This window comes from Verrucomicrobium sp. BvORR034 (assembly GCF_000739635.1).
Lineage (GTDB): Bacteria > Verrucomicrobiota > Verrucomicrobiia > Verrucomicrobiales > Verrucomicrobiaceae > Verrucomicrobium.
In genome coordinates, this window is sequence record NZ_BATQ01000104.1 from 1 (window position 1) to 19470 (window position 19470).

Sequence of the window (19470 nt, forward strand, 5' to 3'; positions counted from 1 at the left end):
TTTGATGCTGGCGCTCCTCGCCACCGTGCCATCCTTGCACTCTGAAGGGCGAGACTCCAAAACTCCCGTGGCGGTGAGCCCGTCAAGCTCGACTGAGCGCTGGGTTCCCCCAGGGTATAAGGCCGAGACGACGTTGGTGGGAAAGACGCTGACCAAAGTCCTCGAAGCCCTCAAGACCAGTGAGTCAGCAGTCCAGCACTACGATTTCACGCCGGGCCAACTCACCGCCGTTGCCATTCCGGCTAAAGCCGATGGCAGATGGCTCGTGCTGGGCTTCGCACCGCCCCCGATGGACTTCACGCGAAAGTGGCCCGCGAAGAGCCTTGAAAAGCATCCCATCGCCTGGGCCTATTCACGAGAAGGGAAACCCAAGGCGCACGAGATTGTGCTCGAGTAATACGACAGATCCGAGACCTCGTCCCAGTTTGATATGAACTCCCGTCTACTCAAGCTGGCCGGCATTCTGGTGCTGGCGGCATCCGGCGTCGCCGCCTCCCACATCCCTTGGGGAAAAGAAGACGCATTCCACGGCACCGGGTTCCCGGTATTCACCGTTGCTTGGGACAGAAGCAAGGACACCGCCCTGTTCCTGGACTACCCCAATCCGCTCGGGTACATCCTGAATCCATTACTATTCGTGGTTGTTGGATTTTTTATATTTTGTGCTACGCGATGGTGTTTTCACCTGCTGAACAAATGAGATCTTGATGGCGTAGTCATGAACTTCCCAGGGACATCTGACTGCGGCAGATTCCTGGCAAACGTGGCGCCCTGTGTGTGATCCCATAGTCGTCGGAACATAGGGCAATGAGCATGACGCTTGCGGCGGATTGCCGCATTCAGAGTTAAGCCAACACAGTGCAAATCATTTTCCGGTTGCCAGCGGCGGCGTGAGATCCAGCCCATATACGGCAATTCGAACCGCGTGTTTCATGTCCTCCTCGAGTGCCATGGCAATGCCTTGCAGTCTCAGGACTACCTCGGCGAACGCAAGCTTCCTGCGACTCCCGGGCTCAATCCAGAACTTTTTACTGCCATTGTAAGTTAGCAGCAAGCAACCTGAACTACACAACTTATGCCTGAGATACTGTTTCACCAGTTGAACCCGAAGAGCCTTTTCCAAGTCACGAATCGACCATCGGGAGTCAGCAATCTTCACTTCTATGACGGATCTCACTTCTCCTCGAACGGAGTGTAACCTAATGTCAGTCTTCTTGCGATCTGCGACCTCCTCTTCTCTTACTGTTATGTATACGCTCTTGGCTCGATCGGCAAATTTGGCAGCAAGAGCTCTCTGCATGTCCTCTTCGTCAGAGAGTGCGGTCAAAATGGATCTGTCGGTAAAATCATGATGGCTTATGTCGTGCTGTATATCATCTAGACGGTCGATGACTGTGTTAAACAGACTGTCGCGGTCAAAGGTTGCTCGCTCATATCTCGCTTCAAACATCTGAACATCTTCAGGTCGAAAGGCATCAAACTCAGAATCTTTTGCTGCCCTTTCGCGAGCCAAGTGTCGCAGTCGATCAGGGATGTGTCGAAAGGCGCTCTCGCTGGCTAATTCACGCAGCATTTCACTAGACTTAATTCCCGGTGTTTCGATCAGGGCACCAAGGAGGTAGCCACGCGCTTCTTGAGCATGGTCCCGGATGTCTGGAGTGTAGCCACCTGTGTGCACATGATCGTCTTCTGGCCTCACGAAGGCATATATCTTGCGAAGCATACGACCAAGTAGTTCAACACGCAGTTCTGGGGCTTCAACTATGAGCGCCACTCCATCGGTCCGTGCGAATACGGTTCCAAACGCTTTGATTGCGACTCGGGAGGCGTCCGCGCCATCGCAATGCGTCAAGAGCTTTTCAATAGCTTCCACCCCACGGACGGGATCGAAACGAAAGAGTCCTCGAAGAAACACCATCGCAGTTCCCGCGGCCAACCCTAATTCAGACCGCAATTGACATTGATCAGCTACCAGCACCCGTTGACATGTCGGTATTCCCTCATCAAGGATGCCTAACATTTGGTCTAACACATGTGACCAGTGCGTGTCGTTTTGCTCATAAAAATCTAAACTGAAGGTCTGAAGGATTTCTAGCAATCTCGGTGCCAGAAGAATTTTGAGCGCATTGGACGCGGAAGTAAGATTTTGCAGGGCTGGTAAGTGCTCGGTGCTGGCGGCACTGACAATCTGATCGCGGATTTCGCTGCCCAGTACTGATTCAACGGTAGAAGGATGATTCTGTGCAAGTTCATCAAGAAAATTTGAGAAACTGTTGATCTCAACCATTGCAAGTTTCGCAGCCAAGATCGCTTCGGATGAGTTTAGTTTGGTTGCCCATCCGGCTTTCTCAGATTCGGCAGATACACCGCACATGCCATATATCCAAACGTATTGCGTACTGTTACGATCTTCTTTGGCGCGGCCACTCCACATCTCTGGCGAGGTTTGCCTCCAATACCATTGAAAAGCGGTCGAAGCGTAGTCGGCTACGTTCTGGCCAAATGCCTCAATTAGGAGATTTCTATTCCACACATTGTACCTGGTGGAACTATCCTGCGATTTTGCTAACCATGCGTACAAGAGCGCAATAGAGTTTCCAGTTTTTTCTGTGGAGAAAAATATACAAGGATCCGTCATGACTTTTTGCCTCCATGCGCGCCATTCATCGATTGCACGATCATTGCGCAACTGGTGTAACGCCTGTCTCCTTTTGGCATTCCGTTCCAATCTCTCCATTTTGCGATCTTTTACCGGGGGGATGATACTTTTGTTTACAAGTGCCTCGAGATCCTCGAATCCCGACACTAGTTTCTGCAACTGAATCGCTTGATCGTGTTTGCGGCCACGGCTTCTCCATAGCCAGAGCAATGCTTCAACTGCAACTATTGAGTATTCTCGACAACCGGAGCAGACACGTCGCTCCAACCATTCTGAATCTCCGTCTTCGAACTTGTCTAGGATTGTATTCTGCTCAACTTGATGGAACCTCATCCACGAATCACTCTTTGGATAAAGCTCGTCCATCAGCGATAGCTCCGCCAAAAATGCGGCTTCACGGTATTCGCTTGCGGACTGGAAGAATTTCTTGAGGTTATCAACTTCGGCTCGTGAGTGAGGATCGTTGTGAAAACGGTGTGCTACAATGCATGCGCGAAGAATTGATTGGCCAACGTGATGGGCATTGAGTTCAAGGTATTTGAGGCAAGCGGAAGCTAATCCGATTGAATATGAGTTTAACTTGCCACTCATTCGATAGTACTCTGAGTGAGGACTCCGCCCGCGCAACACTAGATCTGCAAGTCTTTCGATGAATGTTGTCAGAATCTCGGTTGTCGAAAACACTTCAACGATGGTCGACAGCGACCAACTCAGTTGCTCTGCATCTTTCTCCGTATGGGCATCTCTCCCTAATAGTTCAAACAATCGATCCAGCGATAAATGCTTTGGAAATATGTTATTGAGCGCATCAGCAACAAGTTGAGTCGGCCAAGAGCTTGGGTTGCCAAGCATATTGAGAGCAGTCCTCCGAATCCTCGCAATTTCTGTTGAACTCGCCAAAGCTCTCATGGCAACCCCCCGGAGCGATGGTGCGAATCCGTCCGAAGTTGCCACGGATTCGGCAATGTCCATGCACCCTTCAAGCGGGCTGAGCCAAATGAGTTCAAGCAGCAGCGACTGCACTTCATTGTTTTGAGTGGTTCTCTGCCAACATTTGTATACTGTTGAGTCTAGGCCGATGTGCGCTAGCCTTTGCACAGTATCAATCTGAATACCCAGACCTCGCCAACCGCCCCGACCATAGAAGACAACTAGAGCTTCGACTAGCAATTTCCTGCTTTCCACGGTGAGCGATTCGGGATCTCCTTGCGTCAGAAGAAGTTCTGGCTCCAGCTTAAGCACTTTCTGTCGCACTGATTCGTTCGAAAGAGAGTGCCAGGACGCGATTGCGCGCATAGAAGGGACAACTAACTCGAAGCCATATCGATTGGAAAAGAGCAGTCTAAAGATTGCATTGGTAGGCATGCCTCTATCGCGGAGATTGGCAAGTCTTTGGGCTGCAAGATACTCCTGTATGGAACGATGGTGAAAGCGAATGCGTCCATAGGTAGCAGGGTCAAAAAGTGGTCTCCTTAAGAGGGTTTGTCGCTCCTCTTCCGTCCAGTCTGTGAGTATGGCCGATGCATCAATTGCGGTTTCGGAGACATTCAGTTCCAGCACTTGCTCTGGGCTCTTAATGGTCCTACAATGCGATAGCGTAAGTGCAAGAGCTAAACGTTGTGCGCCCTGCATCGCTTTATCATCCGATAGCACGCCGCGATCCGCTCGCTCAGGGTTGTCGCGAAGCCTCGACGATAGATTCAAGGCATGCTGCTCAGCACGCGTTCCCAATCGTCGTTTTGTTTTCCAGAATGAAATGAGCTCCAGTAGATCGAGAGGCTGCCTTGCGAATAGCCACGCATTGCGCTTGCGTATTGTATCGAGGAAATCTTTAGCATCCTCGATGCCTTTAGACAGCGTGAGAGTTTCAATTTGCCGATTACTCAGAGGAAGCAAAGTCACAATTGTCATTGCAGGGAGCGCAGCCTTGCCCTTAATCTCAGCGTTGCGCTGATCAGTCTGGTGTGACTTTTCCTTGTCAAATGCTTGGAGAAATAGCTCCTCTGCGGACAATGTGTTTTTCTTCTTTGGTGGCTCAAAAGGAAGATACTCTTGAACCAGTGCACTATCGTGATGAAGCCTCCAATCGTGGGGTCGACTGGATATCAAGATGTGGGAACGGTTCAGCTCGGCGCCAAGAGCATTCTTTAGTCTTTGCAGTGCTCGCTTGAAGGTTCCACGAGTGAGTTTAAGTTCATCGACCGAGTCCAAGAAAAACCAACCTTCTTCAGATTCGTCATTCAGCCACTGATCGAAACGCTTGTTCTCTGGAGGGCTAAGAATAGACGGGAGATCTTCTTGCCCTAGTTGCTCCAGGGGTATGAAAAGGCAAAATTGCCCATTGGAGTTCAGGGCCTTGGATCGCTCTTGCATTTCCCTGGTTTTTCCGGCTCCTGCAGTCGCCAATAGCAATACTCTTGCGCGACACAATAACTCTTCCCAGCCCAAGGAGAGATACGACTCGTACATCGACGGCTCATTGAGTTGAGCAAGATCGTCAGAGGCTTCGAGCTCTGTTTCGTTCACGATCCGAAATCGCCGCGCGAGGTCAACGAAGGAATTCATGTTATCTAGTTGAATAAATTAGAAACTTTAGACAAAGAATGATGCCAATAGTCTGCACGGGGTCAGTGGGGAGTTAGGTGGGAGCGCGTGCTTACTCGATCTCCGGCAATCCGTTAGGGTAGGGGCGCTCATAGGCAAGGTTCCTTATCCCTCGATAGAGTCCAAGCATAGGAACAAATTCTACCACGAGCCACAGTTCTTGTTCGCACCCCTCGGCGGATCTGACATTCACAGAGTAGTCAAACTCAAGAAGGAATATTGCTGCTCGAATGGAGCCGCAATCCTTGAAAACTATCTTTCTGCGAGACGACAGGAGAATGTAGGCGTTCTCCTCCAGCCACTTTTGCACGGCGAATCGCGCTTGAACCAACATCCAAATGTGTCGGAGGAATCGGAAGGACAGAAATGGCACGAAAATCCAGAGGGAGATTAGTGCGAAAGTTTCGAAGGTCATGGACAGGGGGAGTGACGCATCCTCCCCCGATACGTCACATTTTTCCAGTGGTTTGCGATTCCTATGCTGAAGTGCACCCCACGGCTCCCGCATCAGCACTGCTTCGAGCAACTTCCTGGAGACCCTTAATCCCCCAAATAAGCCTCGCGCACCTGCGGATTTTGCCGTAGCGCAGCCGCAGAGTCTTCCAAGATCACTTTCCCAGTCTCCAAGACATAACCGTAGTGGGAGATCGCCAACGCCAGGTTGGCGTTCTGTTCGACAAGCAGAATCGTCAGGCCGCGCTCTTTGTTGATCTTGACGATCTGGTCGAAGATGGCGCGTACGAGCATGGGGGCGATGCCGAGGGAGGGCTCGTCCAGCATGAGGCATTTGGGCTTGCTCATGAGGGCCCGGGCGATGGCGAGCATCTGCTGCTCACCGCCGGAGAGGGTGCCGGCGAGCTGGGAGATGCGCTCCTTGAGCCGGGGGAACATGGTGAAGGCGTAGTCCACGTCCTCCTTGATGCCGGCTTTGTCCCGACGCAGGTAAGCGCCCATCCGGAGGTTCTCCTCCACGGTCAGGTTGGCGAAGACCATGCGGCCTTCCGGCACGTGGCAGAGGCCCTTGGAGACCACAGCGTGGGGCGACTGGTTGGTGATTTCCTTCCCGTCGTACTTCACTTGGCCGCCGCCGGCGCGGATGAGTCCGGAGATGGCGCGCAGGGTGGTGGACTTGCCCGCGCCGTTGGCCCCGATGAGCGTGACGATGGACTTCTCCGGCACTTTCAGGGACACCCCGTGCAGAGCCTTGATCGTTCCGTAGGAGACTTCGAGTTGGTTGACTTCAAGCATCGAGCGGGCCCTTTCCATCCTCGGTGCCCAGGTAGGCGGCGATGACTTTCGGGTTGCTTTGAATTTCTGCGGGCGTGCCTTCAGCGATCTTCACCCCGTACTCAAGCACGGCGATGCGCTGGCAGATGCCCATGACGACCTTCATGTCGTGCTCCACGAGCAGCACGCTGATTTGGAATTTGTCTTTGATGAACTGGATGAGGTGCATGAGCTCCTCTTTCTCCGTGGGGTTCATTCCGGCGGCGGGCTCGTCCAGCAGCAAGAGCTTGGGCTTGGTGGCCAGGGCGCGGACGATCTCCAGGCGGCGCTGATCGCCATAGCAAAGTGACTTGCACGGTGTGGACGCCTCCTTGCCCAGATCGAAGATATCGAGCAGGTCGAACACCTCGTTCTCGATCATCGCTTCCTCATCCAGGAACGCCGGTCCGCGGAAGAGGGAATGGGCAATGCCATGCTGCAGGTGCATCATCTTGGCCGTGCGGACGTTGTCGAAGACCGACAGCGAGGAGAACAGGCGGATGTTCTGGAAGGTGCGGGCAATGCCCAGCTTCGTGATCTGGTGCGGCTTGTGCCCCGGCACGGAGACACCGCCGAACTTGATGCTGCCGCTGGTGGGCTGATAGACCCCGGTGATGAGGTTGAACACGGTCGTCTTCCCGGCGCCATTGGGGCCGATGAGGCCGACGAGTTCACCCGGCTGGATGGAGAACGTCAGGCCCCCAACCGCGCGCAGACCGCCGAACTGGATCGAGACGTCATTGAGCTCAAGGACCGAACTCATGCGGACTTCCTCCTTTTCTTCTCAAAGGTGACAGGCAGAAGGCCCTGGGGCCGGACAATCATCATGACGATAAGCAGGATCGAGAACACGATCATGCGGAACTTTTCCGCATCGCGGAGTTGCTCATTGAGTGCAGTCAGGCCGATGGCGGCCACCACCACGCCCAGGGTGCTGCCCATGCCGCCGAGGATGACCATGATGATGATATCCACCGACTTGAGGAAACCGAAGCCTTTGGGATCGATGGCACCGAAGAGGTGGGCGTAGAGTCCGCCCGCCAGGCCTGCGAAGAAGGCGCCCAGCACAAAGGCCACCACCTTGTAGCGCACGGTGTTCACCCCCATGGACTCGCTGGCCACTTCATCATCCCGCACCGCCAGGAATCCGCGGCCGTAGGTGGAGTTCACCATGCTGGCCACCACGTAGATGCAGATGGCGGCGATGCCAAAGACCCAAAAGAAGGTGCTGTAGTCAGGAATGCCCCGCATGCCCAGCGCACCGCCGAAAGGCCCGCTGCTGGAGGTGTTCTGGAAAACCACCCGGATAATCTCATTGAACCCGAGGGTGACGATGGCGAGGTAATCGCCCCGGAGACGGAGGGAAGGCACGCCCACCATCCAGCCGCATACCGCCGCGCAGAGGCCGCCCACCAGGAGGGCGATGACGAAGGTCACGCCGTGGGACAAGGTGCTGGGACCGCCGAGGAGCCCAAGGATGGAAGGCCCCATCTCCACGGAAACAGCGGCCGACATATAGGCCCCGACGCCCATGAAACCGGCGTGACCGAGGGAGAACTGGCCCGTGTGCCCATTCACCAAGTTCAGGCTCACGGCCAGGATGATATTGATGCCAGCCACCAGCATGATCTGGAGGACATAGCCATCAATGTTGTCCGAGGCCTGTGAGACCACGAAGCTGACCAGCAGGGCCAGCAGGAGAAACGCTTGAGTGCGATACTTGAGGAGAAGTTGCATCGTGACCAGATTCAGACCTTTTCACGTTCCACCTTGCCCAGGAGCCCCGAGGGCTTGAAGAGCAGGATGAGAATCAAGATGATGAAGGCAACGCCCTCCTTGTAGCCCGAGGGGATGCCCAGCTTCTGGCTGTAGCCGGTGACGAGGGTCTCCACCACGCCGATGATCATGCCGCCGAGGGCCGCTCCGGGAATGTTGCCAATGCCACCCAGCACGGCCGCTACGAAGGCCTTGATGCCCGGCTGAATGCCCATGAAGGGATCCACCGAAGGATAAAGCGAAGCGTACAGGATGCCGCCAGCCGCCGCGAGGGCGGAACCGAGGCCAAAGGTGAAGGAGATGACCACACTGGTATTCACCCCCATGAGGGCAGCCGCGGTGGGGTTCAAGGAAAGGGCGCGCATGGCCAGCCCCAACCGGGTGCGCATGACGATGTAGCGCAAGCCGATGAGGAGGGCGGTGGTGACTACCACCACAATGACCTGCGTCATGGTCACGGTCAGACCTCCCAGACCGCTGATGTTCTGCCGGGGGATCAGCGCCGGGAACGGCTGCTGTGTGGCCCCGAAGACGAGCTGACCGGTGTACTCAATGAAGAGCGAGACCCCGATGGCGGTGATCAGGACGTTGAGCCGTGGGCGAGTGCGCAGCGGCCGGTAGGCGAAGTATTCAATCGCGATACCGAGGGCCGCACAGATCGCCATGGAGGCGAGCATCACGACCGCGAGGGCGAGCGGCCAGGGCAGGGCATTCAGCAGGGGCGCGAGGGCCTTGTGGACATAGAGTCCGCCAAAGGCCCCGAGCATGAAGACATCCCCGTGCGCGAAGTTGATGAACCGCAGGACCCCGTACACCATCGTGTACCCCAACGCGATCAACGCGTAGATGGCACCGAGGAACAGGCCGTTAAGGAGTTGCTGAACGAACTGATCCAAGGTGCGCTCTCGATTAAGGGTGGGGCTGCGGTGTCAGGTCAGATGAGTTAACGAGAGGTCTGCGGGAGGATCAGGGAGCGACCGTTTCGACGTAGACGAACTTGCCGTCCTTGATCGTGAGCACGACCGCCGGTTTGTTGGCGTCGCGCTTGGCGTCCAGGGAGATCTTGCCGGTGATGCCTTCGAAGTCCTTGGTGGCGGCGATGGCGTCACGCAGGGCTTTGCCTTCGGTCGTGCCCGCACGCTTGATGGCGTCCACCAGGATCATGGCGGAGTCATAGCCCAGAGCGGCCATGGCATCAGGGATGGTGCCGTGCTTGGCCTTGTACTTGGTGACGAACTCCTGGATCCGGGGAGCGGTGTCCTCGTTGGAGAAGTGGTTGGAGAAGAAGGAGCCCTCAATGGACTTGCCTGCCACCTGCACGAGGGAAGGGGAGTCCCAGCCATCGCCACCCAGCAAGGGGGCCTGGATGCCGAGTTCCTTGGCCTGCGTGGACATGAGGCCCACTTCATTGTAGTAGCCGGAGGCGAGGATCGCATCAGGCGCGCCTTCCTTGACCGAGGTCAACTGGGCCTTGAAGTCCTTATCACCGGAGGCGTAGCTCTGCTCGCCCACGATGGTGCCGCCGTTCTTCGTGAAGTACTCCTTGAAGTACTGGGAGAGACCCACGCTGTAATCCTGCGTGACGTCCGTCATCACGGCCACCTTCTTCCAGCCACGGGCGAGGGCGAACTTGGCCATCACCGTACCCTGGAAGGGATCAATGAAACACACACGGAAGATGAAGTCACCGGTCTCCGTCACCTTGGGGTTCGTGGAGGCAGGGGAGATCATGGGAATGCCCGCCTTCTGGGCGATGGGGGCCATTTCCAGGGAGCGGCCGGAGGCCACTTCACCCAGGAGGGCCACGACCTTCTCACGGCTCACGAGCTTCTTGGCCACAATACCGGCCTCACCCTGCTTGGACTGGTCGTCCTCGGTCACGAGCTTGATCTTCTTGCCCAGCACCCCGCCAGCAGCGTTGACCTCGTCAATCGCCATCTGCGTGCCAGCATGGGAGGACTGGCCAAACGTGGCCGTACCGCCCGTGAGGGCTGCCACCTCACCGATCACGATGGTGTCGGCATCAGCAGCAGCGTCGCCGCCCTTTTTACAGCCAGTCAGACCGGCGGTGACGACGCCAAACAATCCAAGGAGGAGAAAAGCACGGTTGCGGATTTGCATGGAGGGACTGTTTAGCAGCCACCGTTCCACGGGCAAGGGGAAAAGCCGTACGTACTCCACTTCATTTGCGATGTGGGAAATTGTAGGAAAAAGGAATCTTTCCCACAGAGGTTGCCTCGCGGCGGAATGGTGGTTTGATCGGGGTCGGTTTTGTTCCTGTCCCCGATTCTTTTTGCCCCCCTCTAATGGCCCGCGACTACACGCTTCATGGCACCCCGGCTCCTCATCGTATCGATTACCGTGCGGAGCTGAATGAACAGCAGTTCGCTGCCGTGACGGCTCCAGCGGGGCAGTCCCTGGTGATTGCGGGCGCAGGCAGCGGCAAGACCCGGGTGCTGACCTACCGGGTGGCCTACCTGCTGGACAATGGCATTGCCCCGGAAAACATCCTGCTGGTGACCTTCACCAACAAGGCCTCCCGCGAGATGCTGGACCGGGTGCAGAATCTGCTGCCGATCGAGACGAACCGGCTCTGGGGCGGCACCTTCCACTCCATCGGCAACCGGCTCCTGCGCAAGCACGGCGACCGCCTGGGGCTACGCCAGGGCTTTTCCATCATGGACCGGGAGGACCAGAAGGACCTCATGGAGACGGTGGTGACCAGCAGCGGGGTGGACACCACGACCTACCGCTTCCCCAAGCCGGAGGTGCTGGGGGAGATCTTCTCCCTGGCAGACAACACCAGCTCCACCATCGCCCAGGTGGTGAAAGGGAAGTACCCGTACTTTGAGCGGGTGGTGGAGGGCATTGAGAAGCTCCGCGAGCTCTACACGGCCAAAAAGCTGGATACAAACAACGTGGACTTCGACGATCTGCTCACGATGACGCTCCGGCTCTTCCGTGAGAATGAGGATCTGCTGGATCGCTACCGCCGGACCTTCCGCTTCATCCTGGTGGACGAGTATCAGGATACCAACCTGCTCCAGAGCGAGCTGATCGAGCTGCTGGCCGGGCCCGAGGGGAACCTCATGGTGGTGGGGGATGACGCCCAGTCCATCTACTCCTGGCGCGGGGCGAACCTGAAGAACATCCTGGAGTTCCCCCAACGCTACCCGAAGGCGCGGGTGTACAAGATCGAGGTGAACTACCGCAGCGTGCCCGAGGTGCTGCATCTGGCAAACCGGGCCATCGAGGTGAATCAGGGGCAGTTCCGCAAGGCACTCATGCCCGTCCGCCAGGGGAAGGAGGTGCTGCCCGCCCTGGTACCGCTGGACAACGCCAGCGCCCAGGCATCGTTCGTGGCCCAGCGCATGCTGGAACTGCGGGATGAAGGCATGGAATTCAATGAGATGGCCGTGATCTATCGCGCCCACTACCACTCGCTGGAAATCCAGATGGAGCTGACCAACCGGGGCATCCCTTTCCAGATCACGAGCGGTCTGCGATTCTTCGAGCAGGCACATGTGAAAGATGTGGCCGCCTTCATGAAGTTCGCGGTGAACCGTCAGGACGAGGTCTCCTTCATGCGCCTGGTGCGGCTCATCCCCGGTGTGGGTACCGCCAGCGCGGGGAAGATGTGGCAGCACTGGCTGCAAAGCGCCGCCGTGGCCGGGCCGGTGACCCAGAGCGACTTTGGCGAGTGCCTTCGCAAGCTGCCCGCGCCCAAGAAGGCGGCCAAGATCTGGGAGCAGACCGCCTTCACCCTGGAGGAGTTGCTGGAGCCGGAGGGGCAACCCGTGGCCCCCTCCGCCATGATCCGCAGCGTCATGGAGGGCGTGTATGAGGACTATATGCGCACCAAGTTCAAAAATGCCGACCAGCGCAAGCAGGACCTGGAGCAGCTCAGCAACTACAGCACCCGGTTTAAGGACGTTTCTGAGTTCCTCAGCCAGCTCGCGCTCGTGAGCGGGGTGGACACGGACGAGCAGCCCAACGCAAACAACCGCGACACCGAGGCGGTCACGCTGACCACTGCCCACCAGGCCAAGGGGCTGGAGTGGCAGGCCGTCTTTGCCGTCTGGCTCGCAGAGGGCATGTTCCCGAACAACCGCGTCATCGAGGAGTCAGGCGAGGTGGGGCTGGAGGAGGAGCGCCGTCTCTTCTACGTCACGGTCACCCGGGCGAAGGACGAGCTGTACCTGACGTATCCGGTGATCAACTACCAGGCGCGCGATGGTGAGGTGCTGCAGCGTCCGTCCCGATTCCTTCAAGAACTGCCCAAAGACTTGATGGAGACCTGGAACGTGCGAAGTGTGTTCGCGTGAGGTCCGGTGGAAAACCCCTGAAGAAGAAACGTGGCTGTGCATGGCGGATCCTGGGCCTCCTGATGGTGCTGGGGCTGGTGGCAGTGCTGGCGGTGGACTATGTCTTCAACCTGAGGAGCACGCTGGTGTTCCTGGCCTTCCGCGACTCTCGCCAGCCTCTGGAAGTGCGGCTGGGCGGCAGCGGTTCATGGAAACCAGTTTCCGCCCTCACCGTGGCAGAGCTGGATCGCGCCCTGGTGCGGAGGGATGAGGACAACGGCATCACCTGGCGAACGCTGGTGCTGCGTCGTGAGGCGCGCACCTGGGGTCAGCGTTTGGCGGGCTTCCTCGTGCGCGAGACCGTGAACGTCATCGAGATAACCCCCGCCAACTACCAGTTCCAGACCAGCTTCAAGGACGGCTTTGCCCTCACCACGGCCAAGGAACGGCTCAATACGGAGCGGGCCGCCTTTGCGATCACGGCCAATTTCCGCGATCCCGCGGGCAAGCCGCTGGGATTGGTGGTGCACGAGGGCACCCAAAGGAATTCGACCTTCCCGGCTTGGACAGGCTACTTCTTTGTGAAGGCAGGCAAGCCATGGTTTGGGCCCAAGTCGCTGTTCGAAGAGACCCCAGGCGTGCTCCAGGAGGCGTCCCAAGGCTATCCCTCCCTGATGAAGAACCACACGGTGTTCTCCTATGTGGATCTGCCAAGTACGCGCTACTTCGACGGCAATCGCGTCACCTACCGCGCCCTCGCGGGCATGAAACAGAATGGGAACATCGTCTTCATCCTGTCGGGGACCGGCGGAGTGATGAACGTCTCTGAAGTCACGGCGCTGGCCCAGCGGCTGAACGTGCAACACGCGACTCTGCTGGATGGTGGACGGGCGTTGCAATACTCGCTGAAACTGCATGGTGCCGCCCGGCATTTTACGGCCTTTAACACGTTGATTGACTTCGGCTCTGAGATGCTCGAATTGCAGCGCTCGCCCGTGTACATCGTCGCCCGTCCAACGGCGGTGGTACCGGCGAGCCCTCCCACCGTCACCACGCCGTGAAAAAGTCACCCGCCAAACGCTCAGCTGCTGCCCGCAAAAAAAAGGCGGCGGCAGTGAAGGCGATGCTAGGAGCAGCGCGCCCCACGTTCCACTATGAGATGGAACTGCGCCAGGCCGGGCACCAAGTGGTGGCCGGGGTGGATGAAGCAGGGCGGGGGCCCCTCGCTGGGCCCGTGAGTGTGGCCGCGGTCATTTTGCCGGATGATTTCACTCACGAGGAGTTGCATGATTCCAAGCAACTCAACGAGCTGAGGCGAGAGCGCATCTATGATGAGCTGATGGGGCGCGCCGACGTCCTGTGGTGCCATGTGATGGTGGAGGTGGATGAAATCGACCGCATCAACATCCTCCAGGCTACCCGTATGGGCATGCGCCGGGCAGTGCAAGGTTTGTCCATGCTGCCTCATGCAGTTTTGATTGACGGGACACCCGTGCCCGACTTTCCTGTGCCGCACCGTGCGCTGGTGAAGGGGGATGCGTTGAGCCTCTCCATCGCGGCGGCCAGCGTCATCGCCAAGGTGGCGCGGGACCGGCTCATGCGGCAGGCGGCATTGGACTATCCCGTATATGGCTTCGATCAACACAAAGGGTATGGCACGCCTGAGCACCTGGAGGCGCTCCGTCGGCATGGTCCTTGCCCGCTGCATCGCCGTTCTTTCTCGCCCGTCTCTCAACTCACGTTTGCGTTTGACGACCTCTAGGGGGCATCGCGTCGAGCCCAGAGTCATCGGGGAATGGGGCGAGCATCTCGCCGCGAAGTGGCTGGCGAGGCATGGGAGAAAGATCCTCTACCGGAACTACCGCGGCCCAAAGGGTGGGGAAGTGGACATCGTTTGCCGCCATGGCGAAGTGCTGACCTTCGTGGAGGTCAAGACCCGCACCAGCCTGGACTACGGCCGACCCGCGGACGCGGTGGGCAGCGTAAAGGAAAGACTTATCCTTCGTGGGGCAAGGGGGTGGTTGCGACTACTGGATCGTCCAGAATGCATTAACACTCGATGTGATATTGTGGAAGTCATTGTTTCTGAAGGAGAAAAACCTCAAATATCTGTGATCGAGGGAGCATTTATTCTGGCGGATGACTAACAGGGAAGTTATGGTTTCTCAGAAAATCCCCCCTGAGAAATCGCATGATTCGCAGCGTCTTTGTCTCCCTCGTCTTGCTTCTTCTCCCTGCGGCGGCTCGTGCCGTCACCATCGTGGGGTATGATCCCGCGTTGCATGACCGGTTTGCGTCGGGTTACCCCACAACTCCTGTCGTGAATTCCAGCGCAGGTTACGTTGGTGCAGGATATGACTTTTCTGGGGTGGGGTGGAGCCTGGGTGAACCACAAAAGTCCATCACGATGATTAGCGACCAGTACTTTGTGTACTCGGGTCACTACGAGGTGACTGGTACTGTGCAATTCCGCGCGGCGGACGGCAGCACCGTCACCCGTACCGTGGACAGCAGCTTCTCCTTTGCGCCTACTGGCGAGGTATCCGATGCATTGGGGGACTTGAGGATTGGGCGGTTGACTTCCAGTGTGACGCCGACCGTCGCTTCTTATGCCATCTTCGACTCCTCGGACTACGACGATTTCTCGGGCCTGCCGCTCCTCGTTTATGGTCACGGAAGCGGCGGGTCACCGAGGATTGGGATCAATATCTCTGAGGGACTGCAGGATGTGGAAGTTGCTACTGGCGTCTTCAAGAAGGGCCTAGTCTGGGATCAAGATTCGGCCCTCGGCGAGGCCCTTCTGGAGTCCGGTGACTCCGGGAGCCCGACCTTTGCGATCTACAACGGGCAATTGGTCCTGCTGGGCACCCACTACGGGGTAGGGGGTACTACTTCGGTGGACGATCTCCTTGCGCTCTATTTGGAGAGTCTGGCTGCTGCAGGCATCCCATTCTCCACTGTGCCGGAACCGGGCAAAGTGGCCTTTTTGCTGCTGGCTTTGGGATCGATGGGGATGCGGCGGAAGCGCCAGTCGGTCTGATGTTCCCAACTATTGTCTGGCATTTTCAGGGTTAAATGATATTTTCGGGCTGATTGGAAATATCATAGCGAGGTCCCAAGTCGCCCCTGACTCATGCGCCCCTTGGTGAAATCAGCCATTCTCTTTGCGTTCGGCATCTGCCTTGGATTGGGCAGCATGCCCAGCAGACTGTCTGCGGCGCTTCAGGTGGCCAGTTATGATGCCAATGTGAACGAGCGCCTCAATGGCAGTGCCAATTTCATCGGCGCCGGGTACGACTGGAGCGGGGTGGGGCAGACTTCGGATGGACGTTGGGTCACGATGATCTCTGACGAGTACTTCATCTCTGTGGGGCACTACCATCCCGTAGCTGGAACGGACAACGTGCGCTTTTACCTGAGCGACAGTCTCTCGGGCGGGTTCGAGGACTACACAGTGGACACCTCCTTCGGCATCCAGCTCATGACGGATCAGGGCCTGAGCGACATCTGGATCGGTCGACTCACCTCCGCGACCAGCAGCAACATCACGTCATACGGTATTCTTGACCCGCTGACCGATCCCAATGAACTGGAAGGGGAGAACGCCTTCGTCGTGGGCAATTCCGGGCAGGGCGCCTACCAGAACTTTCGCGTGGGCACGAACGTGCTCGATCTCGATGATGGCATCCTGGGGGTTGCCGAGCGGAGTGTCTCCGTCGTGAACGGCTGGTCTGCCACCGCGGTGTATGACGCAGACGTGCTGTATGACACGTTCTTCCAGTCTGGCGATTCTGGTGCTCCGACGTTCATCGTGAACAACGGGGTGTTGGAGCTGGTCGGCGTGCATTCGGTCGCTGGCACGATCACGCTCCCTGGAGGAGATGAGCAGGTCAGCATCGACTCCTTGGTTTCGGGCTACCGACAGGAGATTCTGGGCATCATCACCCCAGTTCCAGAGCCTGGTGGGGTGGTGCTGGTGTTGGGCGCCGCCGTCTTCCTAACCCTGCGTCGCCGCCGGACACGGAGCGCGTAGCGGAAGGACCATCCGGCTGCAAATGAGTGACAGGGGATTTGTGTCACGTCCGCTCGCATCGTAGGTTTGCCGCGCATGCCCCCTTGCCGTCAGTTTCTCGTCCTTCTCCTCGCCGGGATCCTGCTTTCCGGCCCCGCTTGCACGCCCATCGCGGCCCTGCGGGAGACCCGGGCCCGACTCGTTGACAACGCCAGAGTGGATGTTCGCATCAAGAGCGCGAACGAGGCGCTCGACGAAGCCCACCGCTGCGCCAAGAAGGATCCTAATCTGGCTATTCAGCGCTGTCTCACAGTGCTCAAGGACAGCCACGAGCGCCTCCAGAGAGATGCCGGGGACAAGGAAGCGCTCAAGGTGTACAACTATGCGCTGCAACGGGTCTTCGCGGTGATTCGGATGCACAAGATGGATCCCTGGGCTCAGCCCGCCCGCTTCGGCGAATTCACGCTCGGTCACTACAAGGATCCGCGCCCCACCTGGAACCCCTCGCTCTACGAATTCCTGCCGGATGATCAGCTGGAGGTAGGAGGAAAGTACCTGAAGGAGCGCGTCACCCGCCCGGGCGCTGGTGCCACACTGGTGGCCATCAGCAAGAGCTCCGACATCGACCCGGCCGAAGCCATCACCATGGGTGCCAAGATCTACTACGGCGTCACGGCCGTGGCCAGGTTCAAGGGTAACACTTGCGAGGTCCAGTTCTACGATCCCCTGGACACGGACGATGTGAAGGTGGCCGGCCATACCTTCGACCTGGCGGCAGACTACACCACGCCCATCGCGGTGCTGTTGACCCGTGAGAAGCCGGAGCGGCTCGGACTGCGTCGGCTCATCGATCCCGGGCGCTATGCGGACACCGCCCGGCTCATCCGCATGCGCCCGTACGATCCCCAGCGGATTCCTCTGGTGCTCGTTCACGGCCTCATGGACACGCCTGCCACCTGGACGCCCATGCTCAATGCCCTGCGGGCAGACCCGGTGATCAGGAAGAAGTACCAGGTCTGGATGTACAGCTATCCCAGCGGATACCCATACCCCTACAGCGCCGAACTGCTGCGGAATGAGTTCGACAAAGTGAAGCAGACCTATCCCAACCACAAACCGATGGTGTTCGTCGGACACAGCATGGGTGGGGTGATCGGCCGCCTGATGTTGATCGACACGGGGAACGACGTATGGAACAGATTCTTCCGCGTCCCGCCAGAGAAAACCCATCTCTCGAAAGAGGATCGCGATCTCCTGGCCAATACGCTCATCTTCAGCCATCGCGATGATATTGATCGCGCCATCTTCATCTCCGCCCCGCATCGTGGCAGCAAGCTGGCCATGGGCTGGATCGGCCGGCTGGGCTCCCGCTTGGTCAAGGCACCGTCGAACCTCGTTTCCCTGGCCTCGACCATCACCGATGTGCTGTTGCTGGATGAGACCTCCCTCCAGATGGGGCGCCTGCCGAACAGCATCGACACCCTCTCGCCTGCAAACCCCTTTGTAAAAGCCACCATGGACATTCCCATGACCTCTGGCATCCCGTACCACACCATCTGCGGCAACCGTGGCCGGGGTGGCCCACCCACCTGCAGTGATGGCGTGGTGCCCTACACTAGCTCCCACCTGGAAGGGGCCGAGTCCGAGCTGATTGTCCCCTCGAACCACGGTGCCCACCAGAATCCTCAGGCCATCCAGGAGGTGCGCCGCATCCTGCGCAGGCATGTGGGAGCCCCGCCTGCGGAAACACCGCCCCAGACCGGTGAGGCGGGGAGCAGCCTTCATCAGGTGAGTCGGTAACTCCGGAGGGAGTGATTGACCAAGGAGCGGCGGTTTGTGCCTTGAGCACAACCGCCCATGGTGATCGGACAGATCGCTGGTCCAACTCCTTCCTCAGCGCCCAACGCCTCACATAGTTCCGAGATATTGGCACCCGCCCCGCTTCGCTATCCCCCGGTGGTTGTGCTTGCAGCACAAACCGCCGCTCCTTGATCGAGGGTGCGAATTTGCACCTGTGATCATCACCCTCACCCCAGAGGATATCGCAGCGTCGCCACCACAGGCACTATCCAGCGGATCTGCTCGCGGGACACGTGCATCGGTGGGATCTCAGGTCGCAATGCGGTGAGCGTTGCGGATTGGTCGGCGCCCAGACTGTGAAACACACGTAGCAGCGCTGGTCCCCCGGCAGATCCTTTTAAGCGCACGATGACGAAGTCGCCGCTGCGAACCCTTGCGGCGGGTGAAGCGATGGCGAGGCAGTTTTCCAAGTCGGCCGGAATCTCGGGGCTGGCTTCCAATTTCAAAGCAAAAGCATGCGCATCCTCCGTCACAAAAGCGAGGTGCTTGACCGCAGCTGTCTTTGGAGTCGCAGGCGAGCTCAAAGCTCCCGCCTGGGACAAACTCATGAGAGGGAGCAAACGCAGGACAGGAGGGGTAGCAATGCGCCCTCCTGTCGGAGCAGCGGTTGAAGAGGGAGACAGGGCGGCTTTTTCCAAATGCTCCATAAGGAGCAGCACGGGCCGCGACGGCATGGCTCCGGCTTCCAGCTTGGTGATGTACTGCCGGGACACGCCCAGTCGTACCGCCAACTGGGGGCGGCCCAGACGGAGACGGTGGCGCAGGTTTCTGACTCGCTCAGCCATGGAGATGCCGGCGACAGGGGGATGGACTCGAAGATGGGGCATGCGCAACGGGTGATGCTGAACCCGAAAAGCGTGCCTGTTTTCCAGAACTTTGCCCATAGACCAAAAGGTCCGTTTTGGATTGGCCGGCTGCTGCGAGGTAGTGACAACTGCCAAATAGGAGGGCTGCACCAAAGAGCCTGCGATAGAGCTGCTGATTACAAA

16 protein-coding genes are annotated in these 19470 nt (G+C 58.1%); 9 read left to right on the plus strand and 7 right to left on the minus strand.

The window, feature by feature from the left end; genetic code table 11:
- Together BV034_RS17030 and BV034_RS17035 are read left to right on the plus strand one after the other, a co-directional pair.
- The coding region (locus BV034_RS17030) for a hypothetical protein (RefSeq protein ID WP_265593110.1) at positions 1-397 on the plus strand (397 nt) is incomplete at its 5' end.
- Between the two features lie 33 nt (positions 398-430).
- Positions 431-700, plus strand: coding sequence for a hypothetical protein (locus tag BV034_RS17035; protein ID WP_050028198.1), 270 nt, complete (start codon positions 431-433; stop codon positions 698-700).
- Positions 701-865: 165 nt separating this feature from the next.
- Here BV034_RS17035 and BV034_RS17040 read toward each other — a convergent pair whose 3' ends face one another.
- The 6 genes from BV034_RS17040 to BV034_RS17070 form a co-directional block, all read right to left on the minus strand.
- On the minus strand, positions 866-5224 hold the full coding sequence (locus tag BV034_RS17040; protein ID WP_050028199.1) for a hypothetical protein: 4359 nt from the start codon (positions 5222-5224) through the stop codon (positions 866-868).
- Between the two features lie 579 nt (positions 5225-5803).
- Positions 5804-6511, minus strand: coding sequence for an ABC transporter ATP-binding protein (locus tag BV034_RS17050; RefSeq protein WP_029190501.1), 708 nt, complete (start codon positions 6509-6511; stop codon positions 5804-5806).
- Positions 6504-7292 carry an ABC transporter ATP-binding protein gene (locus BV034_RS17055; RefSeq protein WP_050028201.1) on the minus strand — a complete coding sequence of 263 codons (789 nt, stop codon included), beginning with the start codon at positions 7290-7292 and terminating at the stop codon, positions 6504-6506. The genes BV034_RS17050 and BV034_RS17055 overlap by 8 nt, the downstream gene beginning before the upstream one ends.
- Complete coding sequence (locus tag BV034_RS17060; protein WP_050028202.1) at positions 7289-8266, minus strand: branched-chain amino acid ABC transporter permease; 978 nt, start codon at positions 8264-8266, stop codon at positions 7289-7291. Before BV034_RS17060 ends, BV034_RS17055 begins: the two co-directional genes overlap by 4 nt.
- Before the next feature lie 11 nt (positions 8267-8277).
- Entirely contained in the window at positions 8278-9201 is a 924-nt protein-coding gene (locus BV034_RS17065) for a branched-chain amino acid ABC transporter permease (protein ID WP_050028203.1), read from the minus strand.
- Between the two features lie 70 nt (positions 9202-9271).
- Complete coding sequence (locus tag BV034_RS17070; RefSeq protein WP_051946243.1) at positions 9272-10426, minus strand: ABC transporter substrate-binding protein; 1155 nt, start codon at positions 10424-10426, stop codon at positions 9272-9274.
- Positions 10427-10611: 185 nt separating this feature from the next.
- Here BV034_RS17070 and BV034_RS17075 point away from each other — a divergent pair, with 185 nt between their 5' ends.
- The 7 genes from BV034_RS17075 (at position 10612) to BV034_RS17105 (ending at position 18421) form a co-directional block, all read left to right on the plus strand.
- Positions 10612-12630, plus strand: coding sequence for an ATP-dependent helicase (locus BV034_RS17075; RefSeq protein WP_050028205.1), 2019 nt, complete (start codon positions 10612-10614; stop codon positions 12628-12630).
- Entirely contained in the window at positions 12627-13670 is a 1044-nt protein-coding gene (locus BV034_RS17080; RefSeq protein ID WP_050028206.1) for a phosphodiester glycosidase family protein, read from the plus strand. The genes BV034_RS17075 and BV034_RS17080 overlap by 4 nt, the downstream gene beginning before the upstream one ends.
- Entirely contained in the window at positions 13667-14371 is a 705-nt protein-coding gene (locus BV034_RS17085; protein ID WP_081887883.1) for a ribonuclease HII, read from the plus strand. The genes BV034_RS17080 and BV034_RS17085 overlap by 4 nt, the downstream gene beginning before the upstream one ends.
- Positions 14298-14756, plus strand: a complete 459-nt coding sequence (locus BV034_RS36845) for a YraN family protein (protein WP_081887884.1) — start codon at positions 14298-14300, stop codon at positions 14754-14756. The genes BV034_RS17085 and BV034_RS36845 overlap by 74 nt, the downstream gene beginning before the upstream one ends.
- 44 nt (positions 14757-14800) lie before the next feature.
- Positions 14801-15649, plus strand: a complete 849-nt coding sequence (locus tag BV034_RS17095; protein ID WP_050028208.1) for a PEP-CTERM sorting domain-containing protein — start codon at positions 14801-14803, stop codon at positions 15647-15649.
- 93 nt (positions 15650-15742) lie between these two features.
- On the plus strand, positions 15743-16642 hold the full coding sequence (locus tag BV034_RS17100; RefSeq protein WP_050028209.1) for a PEP-CTERM sorting domain-containing protein: 900 nt from the start codon (positions 15743-15745) through the stop codon (positions 16640-16642).
- 75 nt (positions 16643-16717) lie between these two features.
- A complete protein-coding gene (locus BV034_RS17105; protein WP_050028210.1) occupies positions 16718-18421 on the plus strand; it encodes an alpha/beta fold hydrolase in 1704 nt (567 codons plus the stop codon).
- Between the two features lie 227 nt (positions 18422-18648).
- Here BV034_RS17105 and BV034_RS34880 read toward each other — a convergent pair whose 3' ends face one another.
- Complete coding sequence (locus BV034_RS34880; protein WP_265593111.1) at positions 18649-19308, minus strand: helix-turn-helix domain-containing protein; 660 nt, start codon at positions 19306-19308, stop codon at positions 18649-18651.
- Positions 19309-19470 lie beyond the last annotated feature (162 nt).